The sequence below is a fragment of the Lentzea sp. DG1S-22 genome, from assembly GCF_036321065.1.
Classification (GTDB): domain Bacteria; phylum Actinomycetota; class Actinomycetes; order Mycobacteriales; family Pseudonocardiaceae; genus Lentzea; species Lentzea jiangxiensis.
On record NZ_CP143276.1, the window covers coordinates 6,091,431 to 6,111,880 of the forward strand.

Sequence of the window (20,450 nt, forward strand, 5' to 3'; positions counted from 1 at the left end):
TGCGGGTGTAGTACGAGTTCGCCTGCTGTTCATCTGCAGGACGGCAGGCGATCTCGTTCGGCTCTTAGGTTCGGCCAGTTCCCACACTGACCGATCTCGGAGGCCTGCGTGTCCTCACCCACCGATCGGGGCCGCCGCCTGCTGCCCCTGCTCCCGACGAACCACCCGCTCGGGCGTCAGGCGGTCACCTGCGAGTTCCGTTGCGGCAACGCCTGTGCGCACGACGCGCCCAACACCTCGCGCAACGCGTACTTCGGTGATGTCGTCAAGGAGGTCGTGAGCCGTCGCGGCATGCTGAAGGCCGGTGCCGTCGTCGCGGCCGCCGGTGCCGGTGCGCTCGCGTTCTCCGGTTCCGCCGCCGCCGCCCCGGCGCACGTCGACGCCGAGGCCCTCGGTCGCGGCGGCCACGGCAACGACGGTCTGAACTTCGAGCCGGTGGCGCCCAACACCCTCGACCAGATCTCCGTGCCGAAGGGCTTCCGGCAGGACGTCGTCATCCGCTGGGGTGACGCGGTGCTGCCCGACGCGCCGGAGTTCGACTTCGACAACCAGACGCCCGAGGCGCAGGCCAAGCAGTTCGGCTTCAACAACGACTTCTGCGGCCTCGTCCCGGTGCCCGGCGCCTGGGACAGCTGGCTCATGGTGAGCAACCACGAGTACACGTCCGAGACGTTCATGTTCAAGGACTGGGCGCCGGACAAGATCACCGAGAAGCACGCCAAGATCGCGTGGGCCGCGCACGGCATGTCCGTCGTGATGGTCGACCGCGACCACCGCACCGGCAAGCTGGTCGTCTGCAAGGACGACATGAAGAAGTACAACCGCCGGATCACGCTCACCACGCCGTTCGAGGTGCGTGGTCCCGCCGCCGGTTCGAAGTACCTCAAGACCTCCGCCGACCCGACGGGCCGCAAGGTCCTGGGCACGCAGAACAACTGCGCCGGCGGCGTCACGCCGTGGGGCACGATCCTGTCCGGCGAGGAGAACTTCAACCAGTACTTCGCCAACGGCGGTCAGGTCGCCGACCCGGACACGAAGGCGAAGCTCGCCCGCTACGGCATCAGCGGCGGCGCGTCGACGCGCCAGTGGGAGCGCTTCGACAAGCGCTTCGACCTGGCCCAGGAGCCCAACGAGGCCAACCGCTTCGGCTGGATCGTCGAGATCGACCCGCTCGACCCGAAGTCGACACCGGTCAAGCACACCGCGCTCGGCCGCTTCAAGCACGAGGGCGCGAACGTCATCGTCGCCAAGGACGGCCGCGTCGTCGCGTACATGGGTGACGACGAGCGCTTCGACTACATGTACAAGTTCGTCACCGACGAGCGCTACATGAAGGGCAACTCGAAGCGGGCCCGCGAGCACAACAAGAAGCTGCTGGACAAGGGAACGCTCTACGTCGCCAAGTTCACCGGTGACAGCCCGGCCGCCGAGATCGACGGCACCGGCAAGCTGCCCGCGGACGGCGAGTTCGACGGTTCGGGCGAGTGGATCGCGCTGGCGCACAACGACAGGTCGTTCGTGCCGGGCTTCACCGCCGAGGAGGTCTACATCTTCACGCGCCTGGCCGCCGACAAGGTGGGCGCCACCAAGATGGACCGCCCGGAGGACGTCGAGCCCTCGACGCACAACCGCCGGATCTACGCCGCGCTCACCAACAACACCGACCGCGGCAAGGTGGGCAAGGAAGGCCCGACCGAGGTCAACCCGCGCAACGGCAACAAGCACGGCCACGTCCTGGAGATCGAGGAGCGCCGCAGCGACAACACGGCGCTGACGTTCTCGTGGAAGCTGCTGCTGGTCTGCGGTGACCCGAAGGACCCCGGCACGTACTTCGGCGGCTTCGACAAGTCGCAGGTCAGCCCGATCTCGTGCCCGGACAACGTCGCGTTCGACACGCACGGCAACCTGTGGATCTCCACCGACGGCAACGCGCTGGGCTCCAACGACGGCCTGTTCGCGGTGCCGGTCTCCGGCAAGCGCCGCGGTCAGGTCAAGCAGTTCCTGACGGTGCCGAAGGGTGCGGAGACCTGCGGCCCGGTCATCACCGAGGACTTCGTGCTGGTGTCGGTGCAGCACCCCGGTGAGGTCGACGGCGCCTCGGCCAACAACCCGCTGTCGCACTGGCCGGACGGCGGCACCTCGCAGCCGCGTCCGTCGGTCGCGGTGGTGTGGCGCGAGGACCGCCGCAAGATCTGCGACTGATCCTCTCTGTGGTCCGGCTCACGCACGCCCGGTGAACCGGTGCAGCCGCTCCTCCGTGTGAGGGGTGGCTGCACCGCGGACAGCCAAGGGAACGTCCACATTGGCTGTCTACTTTGGAGCTTTGGTGCGTCGTGCTGGTCTTTTCGTCGGTACTGCTGCTCTTTTGTGTCTTGCCGCGTGCGGCACCTCCACCGCCGGCACCGCGACGCCCAGCCCCGTCGCCCAGGCGGAGGAGGCGCCGGTCGCCGTCGCCGCGGCCGTCACCGAGGACGGCAGCGCGGTCGAGGCCGCTCCCGTCGACGGCGCCGAGAACGACGTCACGGGCGCCGTCCCCGAACTCCTGCTCAAGACCAGGACCGCACGCGGCGGCGGCCTGTTCGGCAAGGTCACCTACGTGCAGCGCCTCCAGACCGAGGGCGGCGTGGCGCCCTCCGGCGGGTGCAAGGCCTGCGCGCAGACGTCCGCCGGCTGAGACGGAACTGAACCGGTCCGCTGACCTTCCCGTAGGCCCGGACGTGATGAAACGCGCAGGCTTGGTCCTGGTCTCGTCCACTCTCCTGGGCATCCTGGCGGGAGGTGTCGGCTCCACCGCCGCGCCGACGCCGGCTGCCATGAGCGAAGCCGCCGCGAGGGTCGCACCCGCGGTCCAGGTTCCGCCCGGCAACAAGGTCGTCGAGAGGTTCTACGCGAAGGGCGTGCAGACCTACACCTGCACAGCGGGGGCGTGGAAGGGCCTCGAACCCGCCGCCACCCTCGCCGACCGGCTCGGCAGGGCGGTCGGATTGCACTCGCGCGGTCCGATCTGGGTCTCCACCGTCGACGGCAGCGCGGTCGAGGCGGCACCGGTCGACGGCGCCCGCAACGAGGTCGCCGGAGCCGTTCCGGAGCTCCTGCTGAAGGCGAAGTCCACCAGGGGCTCCGGGGTGTTCGCCGGGGTCAGCTACGTGCAGCGCCTCAACACCAAGGGCGGTCTCGCGCCGACCGGCGGCTGCACCGAGGGCGCCCAGACCTCCGTCCGCTACGAGGCGCTCTACACCTTCTCCGCGCCCGCCCTCTGAACGAGCGCGACCACCGCTGCCGCGACCATCGTGACGCCGACGACCCAGAGGCCCGTCTTCTGGGTCCCGGTCAGGTCGCTCAGCCACCCGGTGACGTACGGCGCCGCGAAGCCGCTCACGTTGCCGAGCGAATTGATCAACGCGATGCCACCCGCCGCCGCCGTGCCGCCGAGAAAACTCGTGGGAAGCGCCCAGAACGTCGGCAGGGCGGCGCAGACCCCGATGGCGCACACCGACACGGCCACCATCGCCGCGACGGGGTTCTCCAGGTAGAGCGCCACGGGGATCGCCGCGCCACCGAGCAGCATCGGCGCGGCGACGTGCCACTTCCGCTCCCCGGTGCGGTCGCCGTGCCTGGCCCACAGGACCATGGCGACCGCGCCGAGGACGTACGGGATCGCGTTGATCAGCCCGCGCTCGACGATGCCCGCCCCCGGCGCCAGCCCCTTGATGATCGTCGGCAGGAAGAACCCCAGCGTGTAGAGCCCGTACACGATCCCGAAGTACACGAAGCTCAACGCCAGGACCCGCGGGTGCGTGAAGACCTTCTTCAACGGCCAGTGCTCCTCCCGCGGCTGCTCGACGGCTTCGGCGGGCTTGTCCGGCAGCCAGAACCACGTCACGAACGCCAGCGCGATCGCCGGCAGCCCCTCCACCAGGAACATCGTGCGCCAGTCGAACCACTGGATCAGCAACCCGCTGAACGTCGCCCCGAGCGCCGTCGAGATCGGCACCGCCACCATGAACAGCGCGACGATCCGCGCCCGGTCCTTCTGCGGGTACCAGTAGGTCAGGTACAGGATGATCCCGGGGAAGAACCCGGCCTCCGCGACACCGAGCAGGAACCGCAGCACGACCAGCACGGTCCCGTTCGGCACGAACGCCATGGCCGTGGCGACGATCCCCCAGCTGACCATGATCCGCGCGATCCACCTGCGTGCCCCGAACCTGTGCAGCGCGAGGTTGCTCGGCACCTCCAGCAGGAGGTAGCCGATGAAGAACACCCCGGACGCGAACCCGAACACCGTCGCGCTGAGCCGGAGCTCCTCCGACATGCCGTTCGGTCCGGCGAACCCGATGTTGACCCGGTCCAGGTAGTTGATGAAGTAGAGGAGGCACAGGTACGGCAGGATCAACTTCTTGGGCACTACAGTTCCCCCATGAGTGATCGTCCGGTCGCCCTCGTCACCGGGGCATCCAGCGGAATCGGCGCGGCCATCGCCCGCAGTCTGGCCCCGACCCACGACCTCCTGCTGGGCGGACGTGATGAATCGTCGCTCTCCGTGCTCGCCGCTGAGCTCCCCGGCGCGCAGGCGTGGCCGTTCGACCTGACGAACGTGGCCTCGGCGGACCTCACGGCCGTCTCCCGCCTGGACGTCGTCGTGCACAGCGCCGGCATCGCCCTGCTGGGCCCGCTCTCGGAGGCGACGCAGGCCGACTGGCGCCAGACCTTCGACGTGAACGTCTTCGCCGTGGCCGAGCTGACCAACCTGGTCCTGCCCCAGCTCCGCGCGGCGGGCGGCCACGTGGTGCTGATCAACTCGGGCGCCGGCCTGAACGCGAACCCGGGCTGGGGCGTCTACGCGGCCTCGAAGTTCGCCCTGCGCGCCTACGCCGACGCCCTCCGCGGCGACGAGCCGGCCCTGCGCGTCACCACGGTCTACCCCGGCCGCACCGCCACGCCGATGCAGGAGTCGGTCCGCCGCCAGGAGGGCGGCGAGTACGACCCGTCGAAGTACATCGACCCGGCCTCGGTGGGGCGGGCGGTGGCGTCGGCCGTGCTGGCGACGCCCGACGCCCACATCACCGAGATCAACGTGCGGTCGCGCCCGCACTGACAGTTGTCCACAGATCCATCAACAGCCTGTGGTCAGACACTGACGGACGGTAAGATCAAAACTGGGGGAACCCGGCGCACACCTGCTGCTGCGCGCCGCTCTTGATGCGTGACGCCGCTTCGGTCCGTGGCGCCGCTTTCTCGGGCGCCAGCGGACCGGCGTACTGCCCGGTGTCCGGGTTCCAGCTGCGGCACGCGGGCCGATCGACTTTCGGCCCGTGGCGCCGCTCTCGGCTTTTAGACGCCGCCCTCGGCCCGTGGGCAACCCACAGCGTCGTAACCGTTGGCAGGCGGTCGGGATCGACGCGGGCTGAGGGGCCCGGACTCCGGAACGCCGCCTCGGCCCGGTCCCGCACAGCCGCAACCGGTCCGCAGCCCACCGCCGCGGACCGGAAACGCGCCGCGGATCAGGCGGACCGCAACCGCGCGGCCACCGCCGAAACCGCCGCCTGGGCCTCCCCCGGTCCACCCTGGTCGACTCCCCACCGGTCACGACGTGGTCCCCGGCCACCCACACGTCGGTGACCCTCCGCGACCCCGACCCCCACACCAGGTTCGCCAGCAGCTGCGAGTCCGGCGCGTCCAGCCCGGTGGCGAAAGCGGGGTCGTCGGCGGCGATGTGCACGACGTCGCCCCACCGCCCGGCCTCCAGCGCGCCGATGTCGGACCGCCCCAGGGCGGACGCCCCGCCCCGCGTCGCCATCAGCAGCGCCTGGGCGGCCCCGAGCGCGGTGGCGTCCATCTTGGACACGCGGGCGAACAGCCCGGCCAGCCGCGCCTCCTCGAACAGGTCCAGGTCGTCGTTGGACGCGGGCCCGTCGGTTCCCAGGCCGACCGGCACGCCGGCCGCCAGCATCTCCGGCACCCGCGCGATGCCGGAGGCGAGCTTCGCGTTCGACCCCGGGCAGTGCGCCACGCCGACGCCGAACGACGCGTAGAGGGCGATGTCGTCGTCGGACAGGTGGACGGAGTGCGCGGACAGCACCCGGCCGCCCAGCACGTCGGACGCCTTCAGCAGCGCGGGCACGGAGCCGTACTCGGCGCGGACGGCCTCGTCCTCGAACGGCGACTCCGCCACGTGCACCATGAACAGCGCCCCGCGCGCACGGGCCTCGACGGCGATGGCCGAGAGCTGGGCGGCCGACAGGGTGTAGGCGGAGTGGGGGCCGTAGGCCAGTTCGACGCGCTCGCCGGGGCCGAAGCGCAGGCCGTCGGCGTCGATCCACGACGAGATGTCGTCGGTCAGCGACTGCCACGACATGCCCGGCACGTCCAGGATCGCGCCGCCGAACACCACGCGCGAGCCCGCCTCCAGCACCGAGGACACCAGTTCGGCGCCGTGGAAGTACATCTCGGCGGACGTGGTCACGCCGTGCCGCAGCATCTCGACGGCGCCCAGCAGCATGCCTGTGCCGACGTCCCGGGCCGTCATCCGCGCCTCGTTCGGCCAGATCTCCTCCTGCAGCCACCGCAGCAGCGGCAGGTCGGAGCCGAGGCCGCGCAGCACGGTCATCGGGCTGTGCGCGTGGGTGTTCACGAGACCGGGCAGGAGGATGCCGGTGAGCGAGCGGACCTCGCCGTCGAACGCGGGTGCCGACGAGATCGGGCCGACGTGGGTGATCCGGCCGTCGACGACGTCCACGACCGCGTCGCGCACCACCGTGCAGGACTCGTCGCAGGGCAGGACCACCGGGGCGTGCAGACGCAGTGACATGCGGAGAATCCTGCCATTGTGATTCCGGTCACATCCATGCATGCATCCGGAGGGGATGGGCATCCTGGCTCTGTCGGGCGCGGGCCGACCCCCAGGGTCCGCCCCGACCAAAAACTCTCCCCCATCCAAGGGGCCCGTTACGCGTCATGCGGCGGGCCCTTTGTGCATCCACAGGCAACCACGGGCAGGACAGGGGCGTCTCAAGATCATGTCGAAGAAGCCGTGCACGTCCAGTGGGCAGTTCCGCCGCGCGCAGAAGCCCGCCACCCCCAAGCCGCCGACCCGGCGCTGAGTTGGCATGATCACCCCGCACGGGTAGCGGGCGTGATCATGCGGAGGCATCAGTGGCCGACATCGACCCTCAGAACGACGACCAGCTCACCGATCTCGAGATGACCCAGGAGTTCGAGGTCATCCGCGACGACAGCTGAGCTAGGCGATCGGCAGCTCGGCGCGGACCGTCCACCCAGCCGGTTCGCGTCGGCCTGCGGAGAAGCGGCCGCCCAGCAGGTCCACGCGCTCGCGCATGCCGACGAGCCCGTAGCCACCCGATCCCCCGACGGGAACGCCCGAGGCCACCCCGTCGTCCACCACCTCCAGGTGCAGCAGCCCGTCCCCCGAGGTCAGCGACACGTCCACTGAGGACACCGCCGCCGCGTGCTTCCGGGTGTTCGTCAACGATTCCTGGACCAGTCGCAGCACCGAGCGGGCCAGTTCCTGCGGCACGGCGTCCCGCAGGTCGAACGAGAGCCGCACCGGCAGGCCCGATTCCCCTGCCAGCGCGCGCACGTCGTCCATCAGCGACGAAGAAGCGGCCGGACCGGCGGACTCACCGTCCCGCAGCGTTCCCACCAGGCGGCGCATCGCCGTCAGCGCCTCGTGCCCGGACGCCTCGATCGTCGGCAGCACCTGCTCGGCGGCCGCGCGGTTCAGCTGACCCGCCCGCGCGTGCACGACGATCGCCGTCACGTAGTGCGCCACCACGTCGTGCAGCTCCCGTGCCAGCGCCATCCGCTCGGAGTTCTGGGCCGCCGCGACGGAGGCCGCCAGCTGCGACGCGCGTTCGTTGTCGCGGGCGCGGAAGTAGAGACCGGTGCCGATGGCCAGCACGAGCATGATGCACGCACCGAACAGGTACGACGTCGGATCCGGCTGCCACTCGCGGTACTCGCGGGCGGACACGGCCGGCCACCCGAGGACCTCCGCGCTGATCATCGCCGCCACGACGAGCACGGTGCCGAACACCGCGCGGACGCGCGAGGCCTCCCGGACGAGGATCGCGATGGTCGCCATCGCCGCGCCGGTCATCGAGACGGTGGCACCGCTGAGGAAGAAGTGCGGTTCGAAGGGGATGCCGAGGAGCCGCAGGTAGAGCGCCGAGCAGGCGATCGCGAACGCCGCCGCGAGGGCCGCGTCGAACGGCTTGCGCGGAGCCAGCACCGAGATCGCGCAGACGACCAGGACGCCGGGGAGCTGCCACCAGCCGAGGTCGGTGCTGATCGCCCCGGTTTCCGCGAGGACGATGCCGGTGAGCGAGAGCGCCAGCGGCCACTGGCGTTTGGCGAGCAACCGCCAGTTCATGTCCGTGCTCTCCACCCGAGCAACAGTAGGGCCGAAGGGGTGATCCCGCGTCCGACTCCGGTCTACCCACGGGTCAGCCGGAAGGCTGAGTGGGCGACCTGCGGAAATACCCTCACGGCGGATGTCGGACCACACGCCGGTCACGGACTCTGGAGGAGCGGAAGACGAGAGACGGAGGACACCATGTTGTCAGTTGTTTTCACCTGGGCGGCCGCGGTGGTCGGCCTGCTGGTCCTCGCGCTGATGGCCCTGTCCGGCGTGATGATCGACTCGAAGCACTAGTACCGCGACGGACCAGCGTGTGATGGGGAAGTCAGGCGCTGGTCAGGGAGTGGTGCTGGCGGAGCAGCTCCGCCAGCCTGCTCGTCGGCTGGGGACGGGTCTCGTCCAACGCGGTCGTGAAGCGCGCAGGGGAACCGGTCCGTGCGCGCGCCGCGGCCGCGGTGTCCAGCCGGAACGCGGGTCGCGCGGCCGACGGGCGCTGGCGCGAACGCAGCCAGGCCAGGCGGTGCAACGCCTCCGCGTGGTGGTCCGTGATCGTGACGGCCGCCTTGTCGAACGAGTGCAGCACTGCCGCGTTCAGGTGAACCGTGGCGAAGTCCCGCCACAGCGTGCGTTCGGACGACGTGTCGAGCCCCAGCGCCTCGGCGACCTGACGCGCCACGCCGTAGGCGCCTTCCTCGGCCAGTGACCGCGTGCCGATCTCGGCGCCGACGAACCACGAGTTGAACGGTGCGGCCGGGTAGTGCACGCCGCCGATCGACAGCCTCATGTTCGAGATGACCGGGACCGCGTGCCAGCGCAGGCCCATCTCGCCGAACCACGGCAGGACCGGGTGCTCCAGCGGCACCTCGTGCACGACCTCGGACGGCAGCGTGAACAGCCGCGGTCCCTCGTGCCGGGTCTCCACCACCAGCGGCAGCAGGTCGAACCGCGACCGCCGCGCCGGTGGACGCCACCCCATGCCCTGCATGGTCTCGGTGAACTGGGCGTACCGGCGGTCCCCCGTGCCGTCGGCGTACCCGGCGTACCGGACGAGCTGCTCGTTCCAGATCACCGGTCCCGGCGCACCGGGCGCGTCCGGCGCGAAGACCGTGACCAGCGGCCGGATCTCGCCGCCGTTCGTCGCGAGGCGCAGGTGCTCGACGCACTCGCCGGCGACGGCGGCGGCGTTGCGGTAGCCGCGCAGGTCGCGGACCTTCAGCCGGCGCCACGGCACACCCGAGGTGCACCAGCCGGAGTCGCGCAACGCGATCCTCGCGCCGTACGCGAGCTCGTGGGTGGTGTGGCGGTAGGTTCCGGTCTCGGCGATCTCGGCGCGCACCTGTGCGATGCGGGCGGACAGCGAGCCTGCGTCGGAGTGCGCCGCGTGGAACATGCGGACGAACTCCTCCGCGACGGGGAGGACGTCGGGGGTCACGGAGCGGAACGCTAAGCCCGGAAGAGCTTCACGCGTCACTGCCACTCGGGGCATTTCGGGTGATCAACACCAGCCACTCCGACGAGTGAACGCAAGACCCACGGTGTTCGCTCGCTCGGCTTGAGACCTCGATCAGGTGAGGTCGTTCCGGCGGAACATCAGGTCGTGGGAGATCCGGCCCTCGTTCACCGCGCGCTGCTCGAACTTCGTGACGGGCCGCCAGTCCGGACGGGGCGCCCAGCCGTCGTGCACGTTCGTCAGCAGCCGCTCGCCGGAGCACACCTCGAGCATCTGCTCCGCGTAGTTCTCCCAGTCGGTCGCGAGGTGCAGCACGCCACCGGGCTCCAGGCGCGACGCCACGAGCGACACGAACTCGGGCTGCACGAGCCGGCGCTTGTGGTGCTTCTTCTTCGGCCACGGGTCCGGGAAGAAGATCCGCACGCCGTGCAACGACGCGGGGGCGATGTGGTCGGTCAGCAGGTCGACGGCGTCACCGCGCAGCACGCGCAGGTTGGCGAGGCCTCCGAGGTGCTCGGCGCGCAGCAGCAGCTGGGCCAGTCCCGGCTTGTAGACCTCGACGGCGACGTAGTTCAGCTCGGGCGCGGCGGCCACGAGCTGGGAGGTGGTCTCGCCCATGCCGGAACCGATCTCCAGCAGCACGGGAGCGGAACGGCCGAACCACGACGTGAAGTCCAGCGGGCCCTCGGGCAGGGACTTCACGTCGTTGCCCATCTTCTCCCAGTACGTGTCCCAGGCACGTTCCTGTCCCACGGTCATGCGCTCGCCGCGCTGCACGAAGCTGACGATGGAACGGTGGTGCTCAGGCCTGGTCACGACCGGAAAGCCTAGGCGATGAGCTCGATGTCCTCGATTTGCGCCCGCAGGTCGGCGACCGTGAAGTCGATGGCGTGGGGGTGACCCGGCCCGCGGTGGGCGGGAACGAGGTGGACGAAGCCGCGGTGCGAGTCGGTGAACTGCACGGTCGTGGGGGTGGCGGGACCGTAGACACCGCTTTCGGAGGGGACGTACTCCCAGTACCCGACCTCGCCGAGGTCGACCCACGGGACGAACACCCAGCCGGGACGGGACGAGAGCAGCTCGCTCACGGCGTCCTCGACGGCATGACCTTCGGCGCGGGAGCGCAGTCGCCCCCGGTCCAGCGCGCGCAGCCACCACGGCGCGGGCGCGTCCTCGACGGACCGCACCGAGCGGTACATCGCGAGCACTTCGTCCTCGGGAGCGCGGTTCACCCAGGAACGGCGCGCCTCTGCAGGGGTGAGGGCGATTTCAGCAGGATTGGGAGCTTCGAGAGCACTGGACCACTCGAGGCCGAGCATTGCTTCCACACGGACCACTGGCCACCTCCGCAGCGGGGATAACCCAATTGAACGTGAACTCATACGCCGGTGATGTCCAGATTGCCGGGTTTCACAGTTTGTTAACAGCTCTCTTACGCAACGTGTGACACCAGGCACGTTGCGCCGTGACCTGGAAACACGATGTAGCTGGCGTGGCCCTGCTTCCCGCGCTCACCGTCGCGCTGCCCCTGCTGCTCGCCGCGCAGACGATCGAGGAGCAGGAGTGGCACCTCGACGCGCTCGACGTCTACTCCGCGCAGGCCCAGGCGCGCGGGGACGGCGTGGTCGTCGCCGTGATCGACTCCGGCGTCGACGCCCAGCACCCGGACCTGGCAGGACAGGTGTTGCCGGGGGCCGGGTTCGGCAGCTCGAAGGGCACCGGCGGCACGACCGACACCGACGGCCACGGCACCGCGATGGCCGGGATCATCGCCGCCACCGGCCGTGACGGCGGGGCGCTCGGCATCGCGCCCGGCGCCAAGATCCTGCCGGTCGCGAGCGCCGAGAGGGAGCAGTTCACGCTCGACGTCGTCGCGGAGAGCATCAGGTGGGCCACCGACCACGGCGCCAAGGTCATCAACATGTCCCTCGGCTTCTCCAGCTCGATGACGCCGACCCTCGTCAAGGCCGTGAACTACGCGATCGAGAAGGACGTCGTCCTCGTCGCCGCCACCGGCAACGAGGGCAGGGCCGTCTCGGCGCCCGCGAACATCCAGGGCGTGATCGCGGTCTCCGGGACGACCAGGGACGGCAAGCCGTGGGCGTCGTCGAACGTCGGCGCGGACACCGTGCTCTCGGCTCCGGCGGCCGGCATCGTGACGACCTCGCCGAAGAGCGTCTACCCCAGCGGCTACGCCGAGGTGGACGGCACGAGCGCGGCGTCGGCGATCGTGTCCGGGGTCGCGGCGCTGGTGCGGGCCAAGCACCCGCGGATGCCCGCGAAGGACGTCGTCAACGCGTTGATCAAGTCCGCGAAGGACCTGGCGGAACCCGGCAGGGACGCGACGACGGGCTTCGGCGTGGTCGACCCGGTGGGCGCGCTCACCGCGCAGCTCCCGCCGGTGGAGCGCAACCCGCTCCTGCCGCCGCCGAAGCCGTCGACCACGAAGCCCGCCCCGACGCCGGCGCGGACCGCCCAGCGCCCGGACGTGGACCTGGGGAGCCGGATGCCGTTCATCGCGGCCGTCGCCGGTGGCACCGCGGTGATGACGGGCCTGCTGATCGCGTTGCCCGCCATCAGGTCCCGCCGTCCCCGCCCGCAGGCCACCGTGCGCGTGCTGCCGCCGCTCAGTGGGAGTGGTACTCCACCGACTCCTTGGTGAGCTGCATGAAGGCCTCCTCCAGCGAGCCGCGCTGAGGGCTGAGCTCGTGCAGCACGACGTGGTTCTCCGCCGCGATCTCACCGATCCGCTGCGCCGGGATCCCGTGCACCACCAGGGCTCCGCTCGCCGAGTCGTCCGTCACCGTGGCGTGCGCGGCGAGGATCTCGCGCAGCTTCGCGGCGTGCGGCGAGCGCACCCTCACGTGGTCCTGCGTGGCGTCGGCGATGAACTGCTCGGTGGAGGTCTGCGCGATCAGCCGCCCCTTGCCGATCACGATGAGGTCCTGGGCCGTCTGCGCCATCTCCGAGAGCAGGTGGCTCGACACGAACACCGTGCGGCCCTCCTCCGCGAGCCGGTGCATGAACTGCCGGATCCAGAGGATGCCCTCGGGGTCGAGGCCGTTGACCGGTTCGTCGAAGAGCAGCACCTCGGGGTCGCCGAGCAGCGCGCCCGCGATGCCGAGCCGCTGGGACATGCCGAGCGAGAACCCGCCGGCGTTCTTGTGCGCGACCTCGGTGAGGCCGACGACCTCCAGCACCTCCCGCACCCGGCTGACCGGGATCTTGTTCGACACGGCGAGCCACTTGAGGTGCGACCGCGCGGAACGGTTGGGGTGCACCCACTTCGCGTCGAGCAGCGCGCCGACCTTGCGCAGCGGCTGCTTGAGCTCGGCGTAGTGCTTGCCGTCGATCCTGACGTCACCGCCGGTGGGGGTGTCGAGGCCGAGGATCATCCGCATGGTCGTGGACTTGCCGGCGCCGTTCGGGCCGAGGAACCCGGTGACCCTGCCCGGCCGCACGGTGAACGACAGGTCGTCGACGGCCTTGGTCCTGCCGTAGTGCTTGCGCAACGCCACTGCTTCGATCACGGCCTTCTCCCGTTCGCTCGGTGGAAAGACTGATCGGGACGTGGGTCATCCCCCGACGGATGACCCACGTCCCGCTCCCCCTTGCCCGGTCACGCGTCCCGGCGCTTGGCGACGATCAGCGCGACCACCAGCAGCGCCGCGGCGATGCCGGCGAAGTAGCCGAGCGAGCCCCATTCGCTCAGCTTGAAGTCGACCCCGGCGCCACCCTGTTCGGGGCTGTCCGCTCCCATCGACACGAAGTGGGTGGCGTTCATGAACGGCAGCCACGCCTGGATCTTCTCGCCCGCCTTCGGGATGATCCCGATCAGGCTCTCGGCGAGCATCTGCCACACGAGCAGGATCGCGACGGCACCGGCGGTCTGGCGGACCAGGATGCCGACGGCCACCGCGATGACCGCGCCGACGGCGTAGATCAGGCCGATGCCCGCCACGTGCCGCCACTCGGCGGCCGTGTTGATCGCGAGGTCCGAGCTCGGCGAGATCAGCTTCGCCACGCCCCACGAGCCGAAGGCGATGATCTCGCCCAGCACGCCGGCGATGAACGCGACGACGACGGCCTTGGCGACGAGCGCGGACGTGCGGTTCGGCACCGCGAGGAACGTCGAGCGGATGGTGTTGAAGCGGTACTCGGTGGTGACCGCGATCGCCGACATCACCAGCACCACCGCGATGGCGAGCTGGCTGCTGCCGATCTGGGTGAGGCCGAGCGGGATCGGACCGTCGCCGGCCGCCGCGAAGATCGCGGTGAGCCCCACGCCCAGGACGATGGCGAGCGCGCTGCACCAGTAGGGCGAACGGGTCGAGAAGAGCTTGATTCTCTCCACTGCCAACAGGGTCATCAGACTCACTTCCCGATCTCTGCGTGGTACTCGACAGCATCGCCGGTCAGCTGCATGAACGCCTCTTCGAGCGAACCGCGCTGCGGGCTCAGCTCGTGCAGCACGACGTCGTTCGCCGCCGCGATGTCACCGATCTGGTCACTGGTGGCACCCGTTACGGACAACGCGCCGTCCGCGCCGTCACGAACCGTGAAGCCCTTGTCGACGAGCAGCGGGCCGAGCTTGAAGAGCTGAGGGCTGCGCACGAGCACCGAGTTGCCCGTCGAGCGCTCGATGAACTCCTGCGTGGTGCTCTGCGTGATCAGCTTCCCCCGGCCGATCACCACGAGCTCGCCGGCGGTGAGCGCCATCTCCGACAGCAGGTGGCTCGACACCAGGACCGTGCGGCCCTCGGCGGCGAGGTTCTGCATGAACGTGCGGATCCAGAGGATGCCCTCGGGGTCCAGGCCGTTCACCGGTTCGTCGAACAGCAGCACCTTCGGGTCGCCGAGCAGTGCCGCGGCGATCCCCAGCCGCTGCGACATGCCGAGCGAGAACCCGCCGGCGTTCTTGCCCGCGACCTGCGTGAGGCCGACGGACTCGAGCACCGCGTCGACCCGCGACTTCGGCAGGCCGTTGGACACCGCGAGCCACTTGAGGTGGGCGCGGGCCGAGCGGTTCGGGTGCACCCACTTGGCGTCGAGCAGTGCGCCGACCGTCCGCAGTGGACGCTTGAGCTCGGTGTAGGACTTGCCGTCGATCAGCACGCGGCCTGCCGTCGGACGGTCGAGCCCCAGGATCATCCGCATGGTGGTGGACTTGCCCGCGCCGTTCGGACCGAGGAATCCGGTCACCCGTCCAGGTTGGACGGTGAACGACAGGTCGTCGACCGCGACCGTCCTGCCGTATCTCTTGGTGAGGCCGATTGCCTCGATCATGGGCTTCCCCTCTCGGTGACGGGACAACTGTCGCGCTCCGAGGGGGTCCGGCACATCGACCTGCGGTCTTCGAGTGCCGTCAACTTCCGTCGCCGGGTGGCGCTACCTCCGTCGTAGTTGAATGAGCCACATGGGATACACGGAAGCTCCCGAGGGCTGGTGGCGCGAGTTCGTCCTGGCCAAGCCGGCGCGCACCGCCAAACTGGCCGTCACCCGCAAGGACGGATCGCCGCACGTCGCGCCGGTGTGGGTCGACCTCGACGGCCCGGACGTCGTCTTCCTGACCGGCCGCGACACGGTCAAGGGCAGGTCGATCCTGCGCGACGGCCGGGTGGCGCTCTGCTTCGACGACGAGAACCCGCCGTTCAACTTCGTGACGATCACCGGCCAGGCCGTCGTCGACGAGGACGCCGAGCAGTTGCAGTACTGGGCCGGCCGCACGGCCGCGCGCTACATGGGCGACGACCGCGCCGACGAGTTCGCCGAGCGCAACGGCGTGCCCGGCGAGCTGCTCGTCCGCGTCAAGGTCGACAAGGTCGTCGCCAAGGTGAACGTCTCCGACTAGGACGAGGGTTCTAGGCAGGGAAGAACCTCGTCAGGACCTGGGCCGCGCCGTCCTCCAGCACGGTCGGCGCGACCTCGTCCGCCACGGCCCGCACGGTCGCGGGCGCCTGCCCCATCGCCACGCCGAGCCCCGCCCACTCGAGCATCTCGACGTCGTTGCTGCCGTCGCCGATCGCGAGCGCGTCGCGCGGGTCGATGCCGAGCTCCCGGCTGAGCTCGTCCAGCGCCGTGCCCTTGGTGGTGTTCGGCGGCACCGCGGTCAGCCACGCCTCCGTGTGGTCGACGGACCACTCGATGCCCGGCAGTTCGAGGTCCTTCACCGCGAACGACAGCTCCGGCGGCGTGCGGTCGAGCCAGCGCATCACCAGCCGCGGCGTGCGGATGGCCGCGATCTCGTCGAACGTCGCGCTGGTCGTGACGCCCCACAGGTCACCAGGCAGGAACTCGCCGAGCGAGAGGTTGCCCACCCCGGTCTGCTCGACCGCGAACACCGAGCCCGGCAGCAACGCCCGCAGCGCCTCGATCGTCGGGCCGGGCTCGAACGTCGTGCGCTTGACGACCTCCGCGCTCACCGGGTCCCACCACACGGCGCCGTTGGAGCACACGGCGAACGAGGCGGGCACCTGCGCGGCGATCGGGGTGGTGCCGATGAGGCTGCGGCCGGTGCAGAGCACGACCTTGGTGCCGTGTTCCGTCACGCGGGTGATGGCCGCTCTCACGGCGGGTGAGATGTCGTTCGAGCCGACCGAGGTCAGGGTTCCGTCGATGTCCAGGGCCACCAGGCGCGGTCTCCAGTTCACGTGGAGCCACCCTAGGCGAAGGTTAGTGAATTGTGGTTCACTAATGCCGTGGCACGACCTCGCACCATTACCGACGAACGGATCCTGAACGCCGTCGCGGCCGTGATCGACCGGCGCGGCCCGGAGTTCACCGTCGCGGACGTGGCGGCGCAGGCCGGGGTGTCGGTCGGCGCGGTGGCGAAGCGGTTCGGGTCGAAGAGCGGTCTGCTGCAGGCGTTGACCCGCGCGGGCACCGAAGACGTGGTCCGCCGGATGCGCGAGGCGGGGTCCGTCCGCGAGGCGCTGCTGACCTGGTTCGACCGCCTGGCCGACCCGGTCGTCGCCACGAACAACCTGGCGCAGCTCGGCGTCGACCTGATCGACCCGGAACTGCGCGCGCTGCTGGCCCGGCACTACGCCGTGCTGGAAGCGGAGCTGGAAGTCCTGTGCGCGGCCGAGAACCTCCCACCGAACGCGGCCCGAGTCCTCGCCGCGCTGGTGTACGGGATCTCGATGGACTGGTCCGTGCGACCGCGCGGCGACCTCCTGACCCGCACGGCAGAAGACGTCGACCTGGTGCTGAAAGGGATGCGCTGATGGCTACCTGGGCCGAGTTCACGGCAGAACAGCCGGACATGGCCGCGTTCGTGGAGAGCAGGTTCGCCGCCGACCGGCACGCGCTGATCGCGACCCTGCGTCGTGACGGCGCGCCGCGGATCAGCGGCGTGGAACCGGATTTCCTCGACGGCGAGCTCTGGGCGGGCATGATGCCGAACTCGCTGAAGTCCCGCGACCTGCGGCGCGACCCGCGGTTCGCGCTGCACTGCACGTCGACGGTCGCCTCGATGACCGAGGCCGGCGACGCGAAGATCAGCGGCACCGCGGAGTTCTGGACCGACAAGGACGTCTACCTGAAGAACCTGTTCGACCGCACGGGGTGGCAGCCGGAGGAGATCGACCTGTTCCGGTTCGACGTCACCGAGGTCGTGCAGCTCACCGTCGAGGGTGACGGGATGGCCGTCCTCTCCTGGCACGAGGGAAGGGGAACTCGGCTTGTCAGCAAGAAGTGAACCCGATCTGAGCGGGAAGGTCGCGGTCGTCACCGGCGCCACCCGGGGCGCGGGCCGGGCGATCGCGGTCGAGCTCGGAGCGGCCGGCGCGACGGTGTACGTCGCCGGCCGGACCACCCGGTCGCAGCAGTCACCGGTTGGACGGTCCGAGACGATCGAGGAGACCGCGGAGCTGGTCGACTCCGCCGGCGGCAAGGGGATCCCGGTCCGGTGCGACCTCACCTCGGTGTCCGATGTGGACGCCCTGGCCGCGCGCATCGACCGGCTGGACGTCTTCGTCGACAACGCCTGGGGCGGCGAGGACCTCGTCGAGTGGGGCAAGTTCTGGGAGCACGACCTCGAACGGCAGCTGCGGATGTGGCGCAACGGGGTCGAGACGCACCTGGTGGCGATCCACCGGTTGATGCCGTTGGTCCTGCGGTCCGACGACGCGCTGGTGGTCGAGGTGACCGACGGGGAGGACGGGGAGGCCTACTTCGTGAACCTCCCCTATGACGCCGTGAAGTCGTCCGTCCGGCGGTTCGGGGAGGTGCTGGCACGGGACCTCCGCGAGTTCCCGCACGTCACCGCCGTTGCCGCCACGCCGGGGTTCCTGCGGTCCGAGCAGATGCTGGAGGCGTTCGGGGTCACCGAGGCGAACTGGCGGGACGCCGTCGAGAAGGTGCCGGACTACGCGTTGTCCGAGACGCCGCACTACCTCGGGCGGGGGTTGGCGCACCTCGCCGCCGATCCGCAGCGGCGGCGGTTCGCCGGGCAGTGCTTGTCGTCCTGGCGGTTGAAGCGGGAGTACGGGTTCACGGATCTGGACGGGTCTCAGCCCGACTGGGGGCGGTGGTACGAGGAGGTGGTGAAGGCTCGGATGGCCGGGGTGGAGGTCGAGGCTGATCCCGAGTCGTACCGGTGAGGCTGGAGGAGCGGGCCACAACGAGGCAGGGGTGCCAACTCGACGAGAAGTGTGTCGAGTTGGCACCCCTACCTCGTTGCAGCGGGAGCTGTGGCGCGACTCGTGATGGACCCCACCGCCGGGAGCGTCTGCTCAGGACGGCTCGCCTTCGGCGTCGCGGTTGGTCAGGCGTCGCCCGGGCGTACCAGGCCCGTCTCGTACGCCAGCACCACTGCCTGGACCCGGTCCCGCAGTTCCAGCTTCGCCAGGATTCGTCCCACGTGCGTCTTCACCGTCGCCTCGGACAGGAAGAGCTTCCGCGCGATCTCCGTGTTCGACAGGCCCTTCGCGATCAGCACGAGCACCTCGCGCTCGCGTTCGGTGAGCACGTCCAGCACCGTGGCGTCGCGGAGTTCGCCGCCGCCGTCGCCGAGGAAGCGGCCCAGCAGGCGCTTGGTCACGGACGGGGAGACCACGGCGTCGCCTGAGGCGACTGCTCGCAGGGCCGAGACCAGGTCCGAGGGTGGTGTGTCCTTCAACAGGAAGCCGCTGGCTCCGTTGCGCAGGGCGGAGAGCGCGTACTCGTCCATGTCGAAGGTGGTCATGACCAGCACCTTCGCCGTGTCGGCCTCGGCGATGCGCTTGGTCGCCTCCACTCCGTCCAGGACGGGCATGCGGACGTCCATCAGGACCACGTCCGGGCGGAGTTTGTCGGCCATCTGCACGGCGTCGAGGCCGTCGGCGGCTTCGCCGATGACGTCGATGTCTTCCTGCGCGCCCAGCACCATGCGGAAGCCCATGCGCATGAGTTCCTGGTCGTCTACCAGCAGCACCCGAATCACTCGATCACCCTATGCGGCCAGTGGGAAAGTCGCGCGGACGCGCCAGCCCCCGCCGGGGTTGGGGCCCGCCTCGAACTCGCCGCCCAGGACCGCTGCCCTTTCCCTCATGCCGATCAGTCCGTTGCCGCCGGAGACCTTGACGACGTCGTGCGGTGTGCCGAAGCCGTTGTCGACGACTTCCAGGCGCAGCTCTTCCGGGGTCCTGGCCAGGCGGACCATGGCGGTCGTGCCCGAGCCGGCGTGCTTGATGGTGTTGGTCAGCGCTTCCTGCACGATGCGGTAGACGCTCAGACCCACGCCCACCGGGAGGTCGTCCACGTCGCCGGTGATCTCCAGCCGCACCGGGACCCCGGCGGCTCTGGTGTTCTCGGCCAGTTCGACGACTCCTCGCGCGTCCGGTTGCGGTGCCCACTGGGTTTCGGCGTCCTCGCTGCGCAGGACGCCGAGCAGGCGGCGCATCTCGGTCAGGGCCAGGCGGCCCGTGTCGGCGATGGTGCGGACGGCGTTCTCGGCCACTTCCGGTTGCGACCTGATCGTGTACGCGGCGCCGTCGGCGTGGACGATCATCACGCTCACCGCGTGGGCGACCACGTCGTGCAGTTCGCGGGCTATGCGCGAGCGTTCCTCGCCCACCGCGATCTTGGCCTGCTGGTCGCGTTCGGTCTCCAGCAGGACCAGGCGTTGCTCCATCTCCCGCTGGTAGGCGCGGCGGGCTCCGACGAACTCGCCCATGGCCCAGCTGAAACCGAAGATCACGAAGACCATGAACACCAGGAACACGGCCTGGAGCTCGCCCACCTGGAAGATCGCCCAGAGCAGCGTGCCCGCCAGCAGCCAGCCCGAGTAGATCAACGCCGTCTTGCGGTTCGTGGACGCGACGAGCGTGTACAGCGCTATGGCCAGCGCGAAGTCGGACATCCGGACCGGGATGCCGAGGTCGTAGCTGCCGTGGCTGAAGAGTTGGAGGAACGCTCCGCCGAGGATCAGGTAGCTCGAGCCGAGCGGGTGGTGGCGGCGGAACGGCAGGGGTCCGAGCATCAGCAGCGTCACGGCCAGGTAGGCCGAGAACGACACCCCGCGGTCGACCGCCTCGACGCCGAAGCCCAGGTCGAAGAGCAGCAGAAGACCGGCGATCAGGGAGTCCCCGAACGCCGGATGAGCCTTCATCCACAGGCTGAACCGCCGCACCGGACAAG

Annotated in this window: 20 protein-coding genes and 1 pseudogene; 9 read left to right on the forward strand and 12 right to left on the reverse strand. The window is 70.0% G+C overall.

Features of this window, described 5'->3' with window-relative positions:
* Window positions 1-108 precede the first annotated feature (108 nt).
* The 3 genes from V1227_RS28490 (at window position 109) to V1227_RS28500 (ending at window position 3,260) form a co-directional block, all read left to right on the forward strand.
* A complete protein-coding gene (locus V1227_RS28490) occupies window positions 109-2,202 on the forward strand; it encodes a PhoX family protein (protein ID WP_329788457.1) in 2,094 nt (697 codons plus the stop codon).
* Window positions 2,203-2,326: 124 nt separating this feature from the next.
* On the forward strand, window positions 2,327-2,674 hold the full coding sequence (locus V1227_RS28495) for a DUF3455 domain-containing protein (RefSeq protein WP_329794134.1): 348 nt from the start codon (window positions 2,327-2,329) through the stop codon (window positions 2,672-2,674).
* 46 nt (window positions 2,675-2,720) lie between these two features.
* The gene (locus V1227_RS28500) at window positions 2,721-3,260 is read left to right on the forward strand and encodes a DUF3455 domain-containing protein (RefSeq protein WP_329788458.1); all 540 of its coding nucleotides are present in this window, start codon (window positions 2,721-2,723) and stop codon (window positions 3,258-3,260) included.
* Here the strand turns inward: V1227_RS28500 and V1227_RS28505 are convergent.
* Window positions 3,233-4,408: an MFS transporter gene (locus V1227_RS28505; protein WP_329788459.1), complete on the reverse strand. Its 1,176-nt coding sequence runs from the start codon at window positions 4,406-4,408 to the stop codon at window positions 3,233-3,235. The two genes, V1227_RS28500 and V1227_RS28505, sit on opposite strands and share 28 nt — an antisense overlap.
* A 12-nt stretch (window positions 4,409-4,420) precedes the next feature.
* On the opposite strand from V1227_RS28505, the gene V1227_RS28510 reads away from it, so the two are divergent.
* Window positions 4,421-5,098, forward strand: a complete 678-nt coding sequence (locus V1227_RS28510) for an SDR family oxidoreductase (protein ID WP_236221045.1) — start codon at window positions 4,421-4,423, stop codon at window positions 5,096-5,098.
* Between the two features lie 406 nt (window positions 5,099-5,504).
* Here the strand turns inward: V1227_RS28510 and V1227_RS28515 are convergent.
* From V1227_RS28515 to V1227_RS28535, 5 genes and pseudogenes are all read right to left on the reverse strand, one after another.
* Window positions 5,505-6,811: pseudogene (locus V1227_RS28515) on the reverse strand (amidohydrolase family protein).
* Window positions 6,812-7,243: 432 nt separating this feature from the next.
* Window positions 7,244-8,407, reverse strand: a complete 1,164-nt coding sequence (locus V1227_RS28520; RefSeq protein ID WP_329788460.1) for a sensor histidine kinase — start codon at window positions 8,405-8,407, stop codon at window positions 7,244-7,246.
* A 298-nt stretch (window positions 8,408-8,705) separates the two neighbouring features.
* The gene (locus V1227_RS28525; RefSeq protein WP_308102830.1) at window positions 8,706-9,812 is read right to left on the reverse strand and encodes a nitric oxide synthase oxygenase; all 1,107 of its coding nucleotides are present in this window, start codon (window positions 9,810-9,812) and stop codon (window positions 8,706-8,708) included.
* A gap of 132 nt (window positions 9,813-9,944) precedes the next feature.
* Window positions 9,945-10,589 (reverse strand): tRNA (guanosine(46)-N7)-methyltransferase TrmB, encoded by a 645-nt coding sequence (gene trmB, locus V1227_RS28530; protein ID WP_329794135.1) that lies wholly within the window; start codon window positions 10,587-10,589, stop codon window positions 9,945-9,947.
* 68 nt (window positions 10,590-10,657) lie between these two features.
* Window positions 10,658-11,062 carry a hypothetical protein gene (locus V1227_RS28535; protein WP_245734027.1) on the reverse strand — a complete coding sequence of 135 codons (405 nt, stop codon included), beginning with the start codon at window positions 11,060-11,062 and terminating at the stop codon, window positions 10,658-10,660.
* Between the two features lie 260 nt (window positions 11,063-11,322).
* Between V1227_RS28535 and mycP the strand changes: the two genes are divergently transcribed.
* Window positions 11,323-12,492 carry a type VII secretion-associated serine protease mycosin gene (gene mycP / locus V1227_RS28540; RefSeq protein ID WP_329788461.1) on the forward strand — a complete coding sequence of 390 codons (1,170 nt, stop codon included), beginning with the start codon at window positions 11,323-11,325 and terminating at the stop codon, window positions 12,490-12,492.
* Here mycP and V1227_RS28545 read toward each other — a convergent pair.
* From V1227_RS28545 to V1227_RS28555, 3 genes are all read right to left on the reverse strand, one after another.
* A complete protein-coding gene (locus tag V1227_RS28545) occupies window positions 12,458-13,360 on the reverse strand; it encodes an ABC transporter ATP-binding protein (RefSeq protein ID WP_329788462.1) in 903 nt (300 codons plus the stop codon). The genes mycP and V1227_RS28545 overlap by 35 nt on opposite strands.
* Window positions 13,361-13,449: 89 nt before the next feature.
* Window positions 13,450-14,199, reverse strand: a complete 750-nt coding sequence (locus V1227_RS28550; protein WP_329788463.1) for a hypothetical protein — start codon at window positions 14,197-14,199, stop codon at window positions 13,450-13,452.
* A 5-nt stretch (window positions 14,200-14,204) separates the two neighbouring features.
* Window positions 14,205-15,116: an ABC transporter ATP-binding protein gene (locus V1227_RS28555; RefSeq protein WP_329788464.1), complete on the reverse strand. Its 912-nt coding sequence runs from the start codon at window positions 15,114-15,116 to the stop codon at window positions 14,205-14,207.
* Between the two features lie 130 nt (window positions 15,117-15,246).
* Here V1227_RS28555 and V1227_RS28560 point away from each other — a divergent pair, with 130 nt between their 5' ends.
* Window positions 15,247-15,681 (forward strand): PPOX class F420-dependent oxidoreductase, encoded by a 435-nt coding sequence (locus V1227_RS28560; protein ID WP_090103448.1) that lies wholly within the window; start codon window positions 15,247-15,249, stop codon window positions 15,679-15,681.
* 10 nt (window positions 15,682-15,691) lie between these two features.
* Here V1227_RS28560 and V1227_RS28565 read toward each other — a convergent pair whose 3' ends face one another.
* Complete coding sequence (locus tag V1227_RS28565) at window positions 15,692-16,480, reverse strand: HAD family hydrolase (RefSeq protein WP_329788465.1); 789 nt, start codon at window positions 16,478-16,480, stop codon at window positions 15,692-15,694.
* Between the two features lie 48 nt (window positions 16,481-16,528).
* Here V1227_RS28565 and V1227_RS28570 point away from each other — a divergent pair, with 48 nt between their 5' ends.
* The 3 genes from V1227_RS28570 to V1227_RS28580 are packed head-to-tail and all read left to right on the forward strand — an operon-like array spanning window position 16,529 to window position 18,433.
* A complete protein-coding gene (locus V1227_RS28570) occupies window positions 16,529-17,056 on the forward strand; it encodes a TetR/AcrR family transcriptional regulator (RefSeq protein ID WP_329788466.1) in 528 nt (175 codons plus the stop codon).
* Window positions 17,056-17,529, forward strand: a complete 474-nt coding sequence (locus V1227_RS28575) for a pyridoxamine 5'-phosphate oxidase family protein (protein ID WP_329788467.1) — start codon at window positions 17,056-17,058, stop codon at window positions 17,527-17,529. The genes V1227_RS28570 and V1227_RS28575 overlap by 1 nt, the downstream gene beginning before the upstream one ends.
* Window positions 17,513-18,433: an SDR family oxidoreductase gene (locus tag V1227_RS28580; protein ID WP_329788468.1), complete on the forward strand. Its 921-nt coding sequence runs from the start codon at window positions 17,513-17,515 to the stop codon at window positions 18,431-18,433. Before V1227_RS28575 ends, V1227_RS28580 begins: the two co-directional genes overlap by 17 nt.
* Before the next feature lie 164 nt (window positions 18,434-18,597).
* Here the strand turns inward: V1227_RS28580 and V1227_RS28585 are convergent, their stop codons facing one another.
* Together V1227_RS28585 and V1227_RS28590 are read right to left on the reverse strand one after the other, a co-directional pair.
* Window positions 18,598-19,254 carry a response regulator transcription factor gene (locus V1227_RS28585; protein WP_329788470.1) on the reverse strand — a complete coding sequence of 219 codons (657 nt, stop codon included), beginning with the start codon at window positions 19,252-19,254 and terminating at the stop codon, window positions 18,598-18,600.
* Window positions 19,255-19,263: 9 nt separating this feature from the next.
* Window positions 19,264-20,442, reverse strand: a complete 1,179-nt coding sequence (locus V1227_RS28590) for a sensor histidine kinase (RefSeq protein WP_329788471.1) — start codon at window positions 20,440-20,442, stop codon at window positions 19,264-19,266.
* Window positions 20,443-20,450 lie beyond the last annotated feature (8 nt).

Coding starts and splice junctions, on each gene's coding strand:
- V1227_RS28560 (WP_090103448.1), top strand. CDS start 15,247: ATGGGATACACGGAAGCTCCCGAGGGCTGGTGGCGCGAGTTCGTCCTG.
- V1227_RS28575 (WP_329788467.1), top strand. CDS start 17,056: ATGGCTACCTGGGCCGAGTTCACGGCAGAACAGCCGGACATGGCCGCG.
- V1227_RS28510 (WP_236221045.1), top strand. CDS start 4,421: ATGAGTGATCGTCCGGTCGCCCTCGTCACCGGGGCATCCAGCGGAATC.
- V1227_RS28500 (WP_329788458.1), top strand. CDS start 2,721: ATGAAACGCGCAGGCTTGGTCCTGGTCTCGTCCACTCTCCTGGGCATC.
- trmB (WP_329794135.1), bottom strand. CDS start 10,589: ATGACCGTGGGACAGGAACGTGCCTGGGACACGTACTGGGAGAAGATG.
- V1227_RS28550 (WP_329788463.1), bottom strand. CDS start 14,199: ATGACCCTGTTGGCAGTGGAGAGAATCAAGCTCTTCTCGACCCGTTCG.
- V1227_RS28555 (WP_329788464.1), bottom strand. CDS start 15,116: ATGATCGAGGCAATCGGCCTCACCAAGAGATACGGCAGGACGGTCGCG.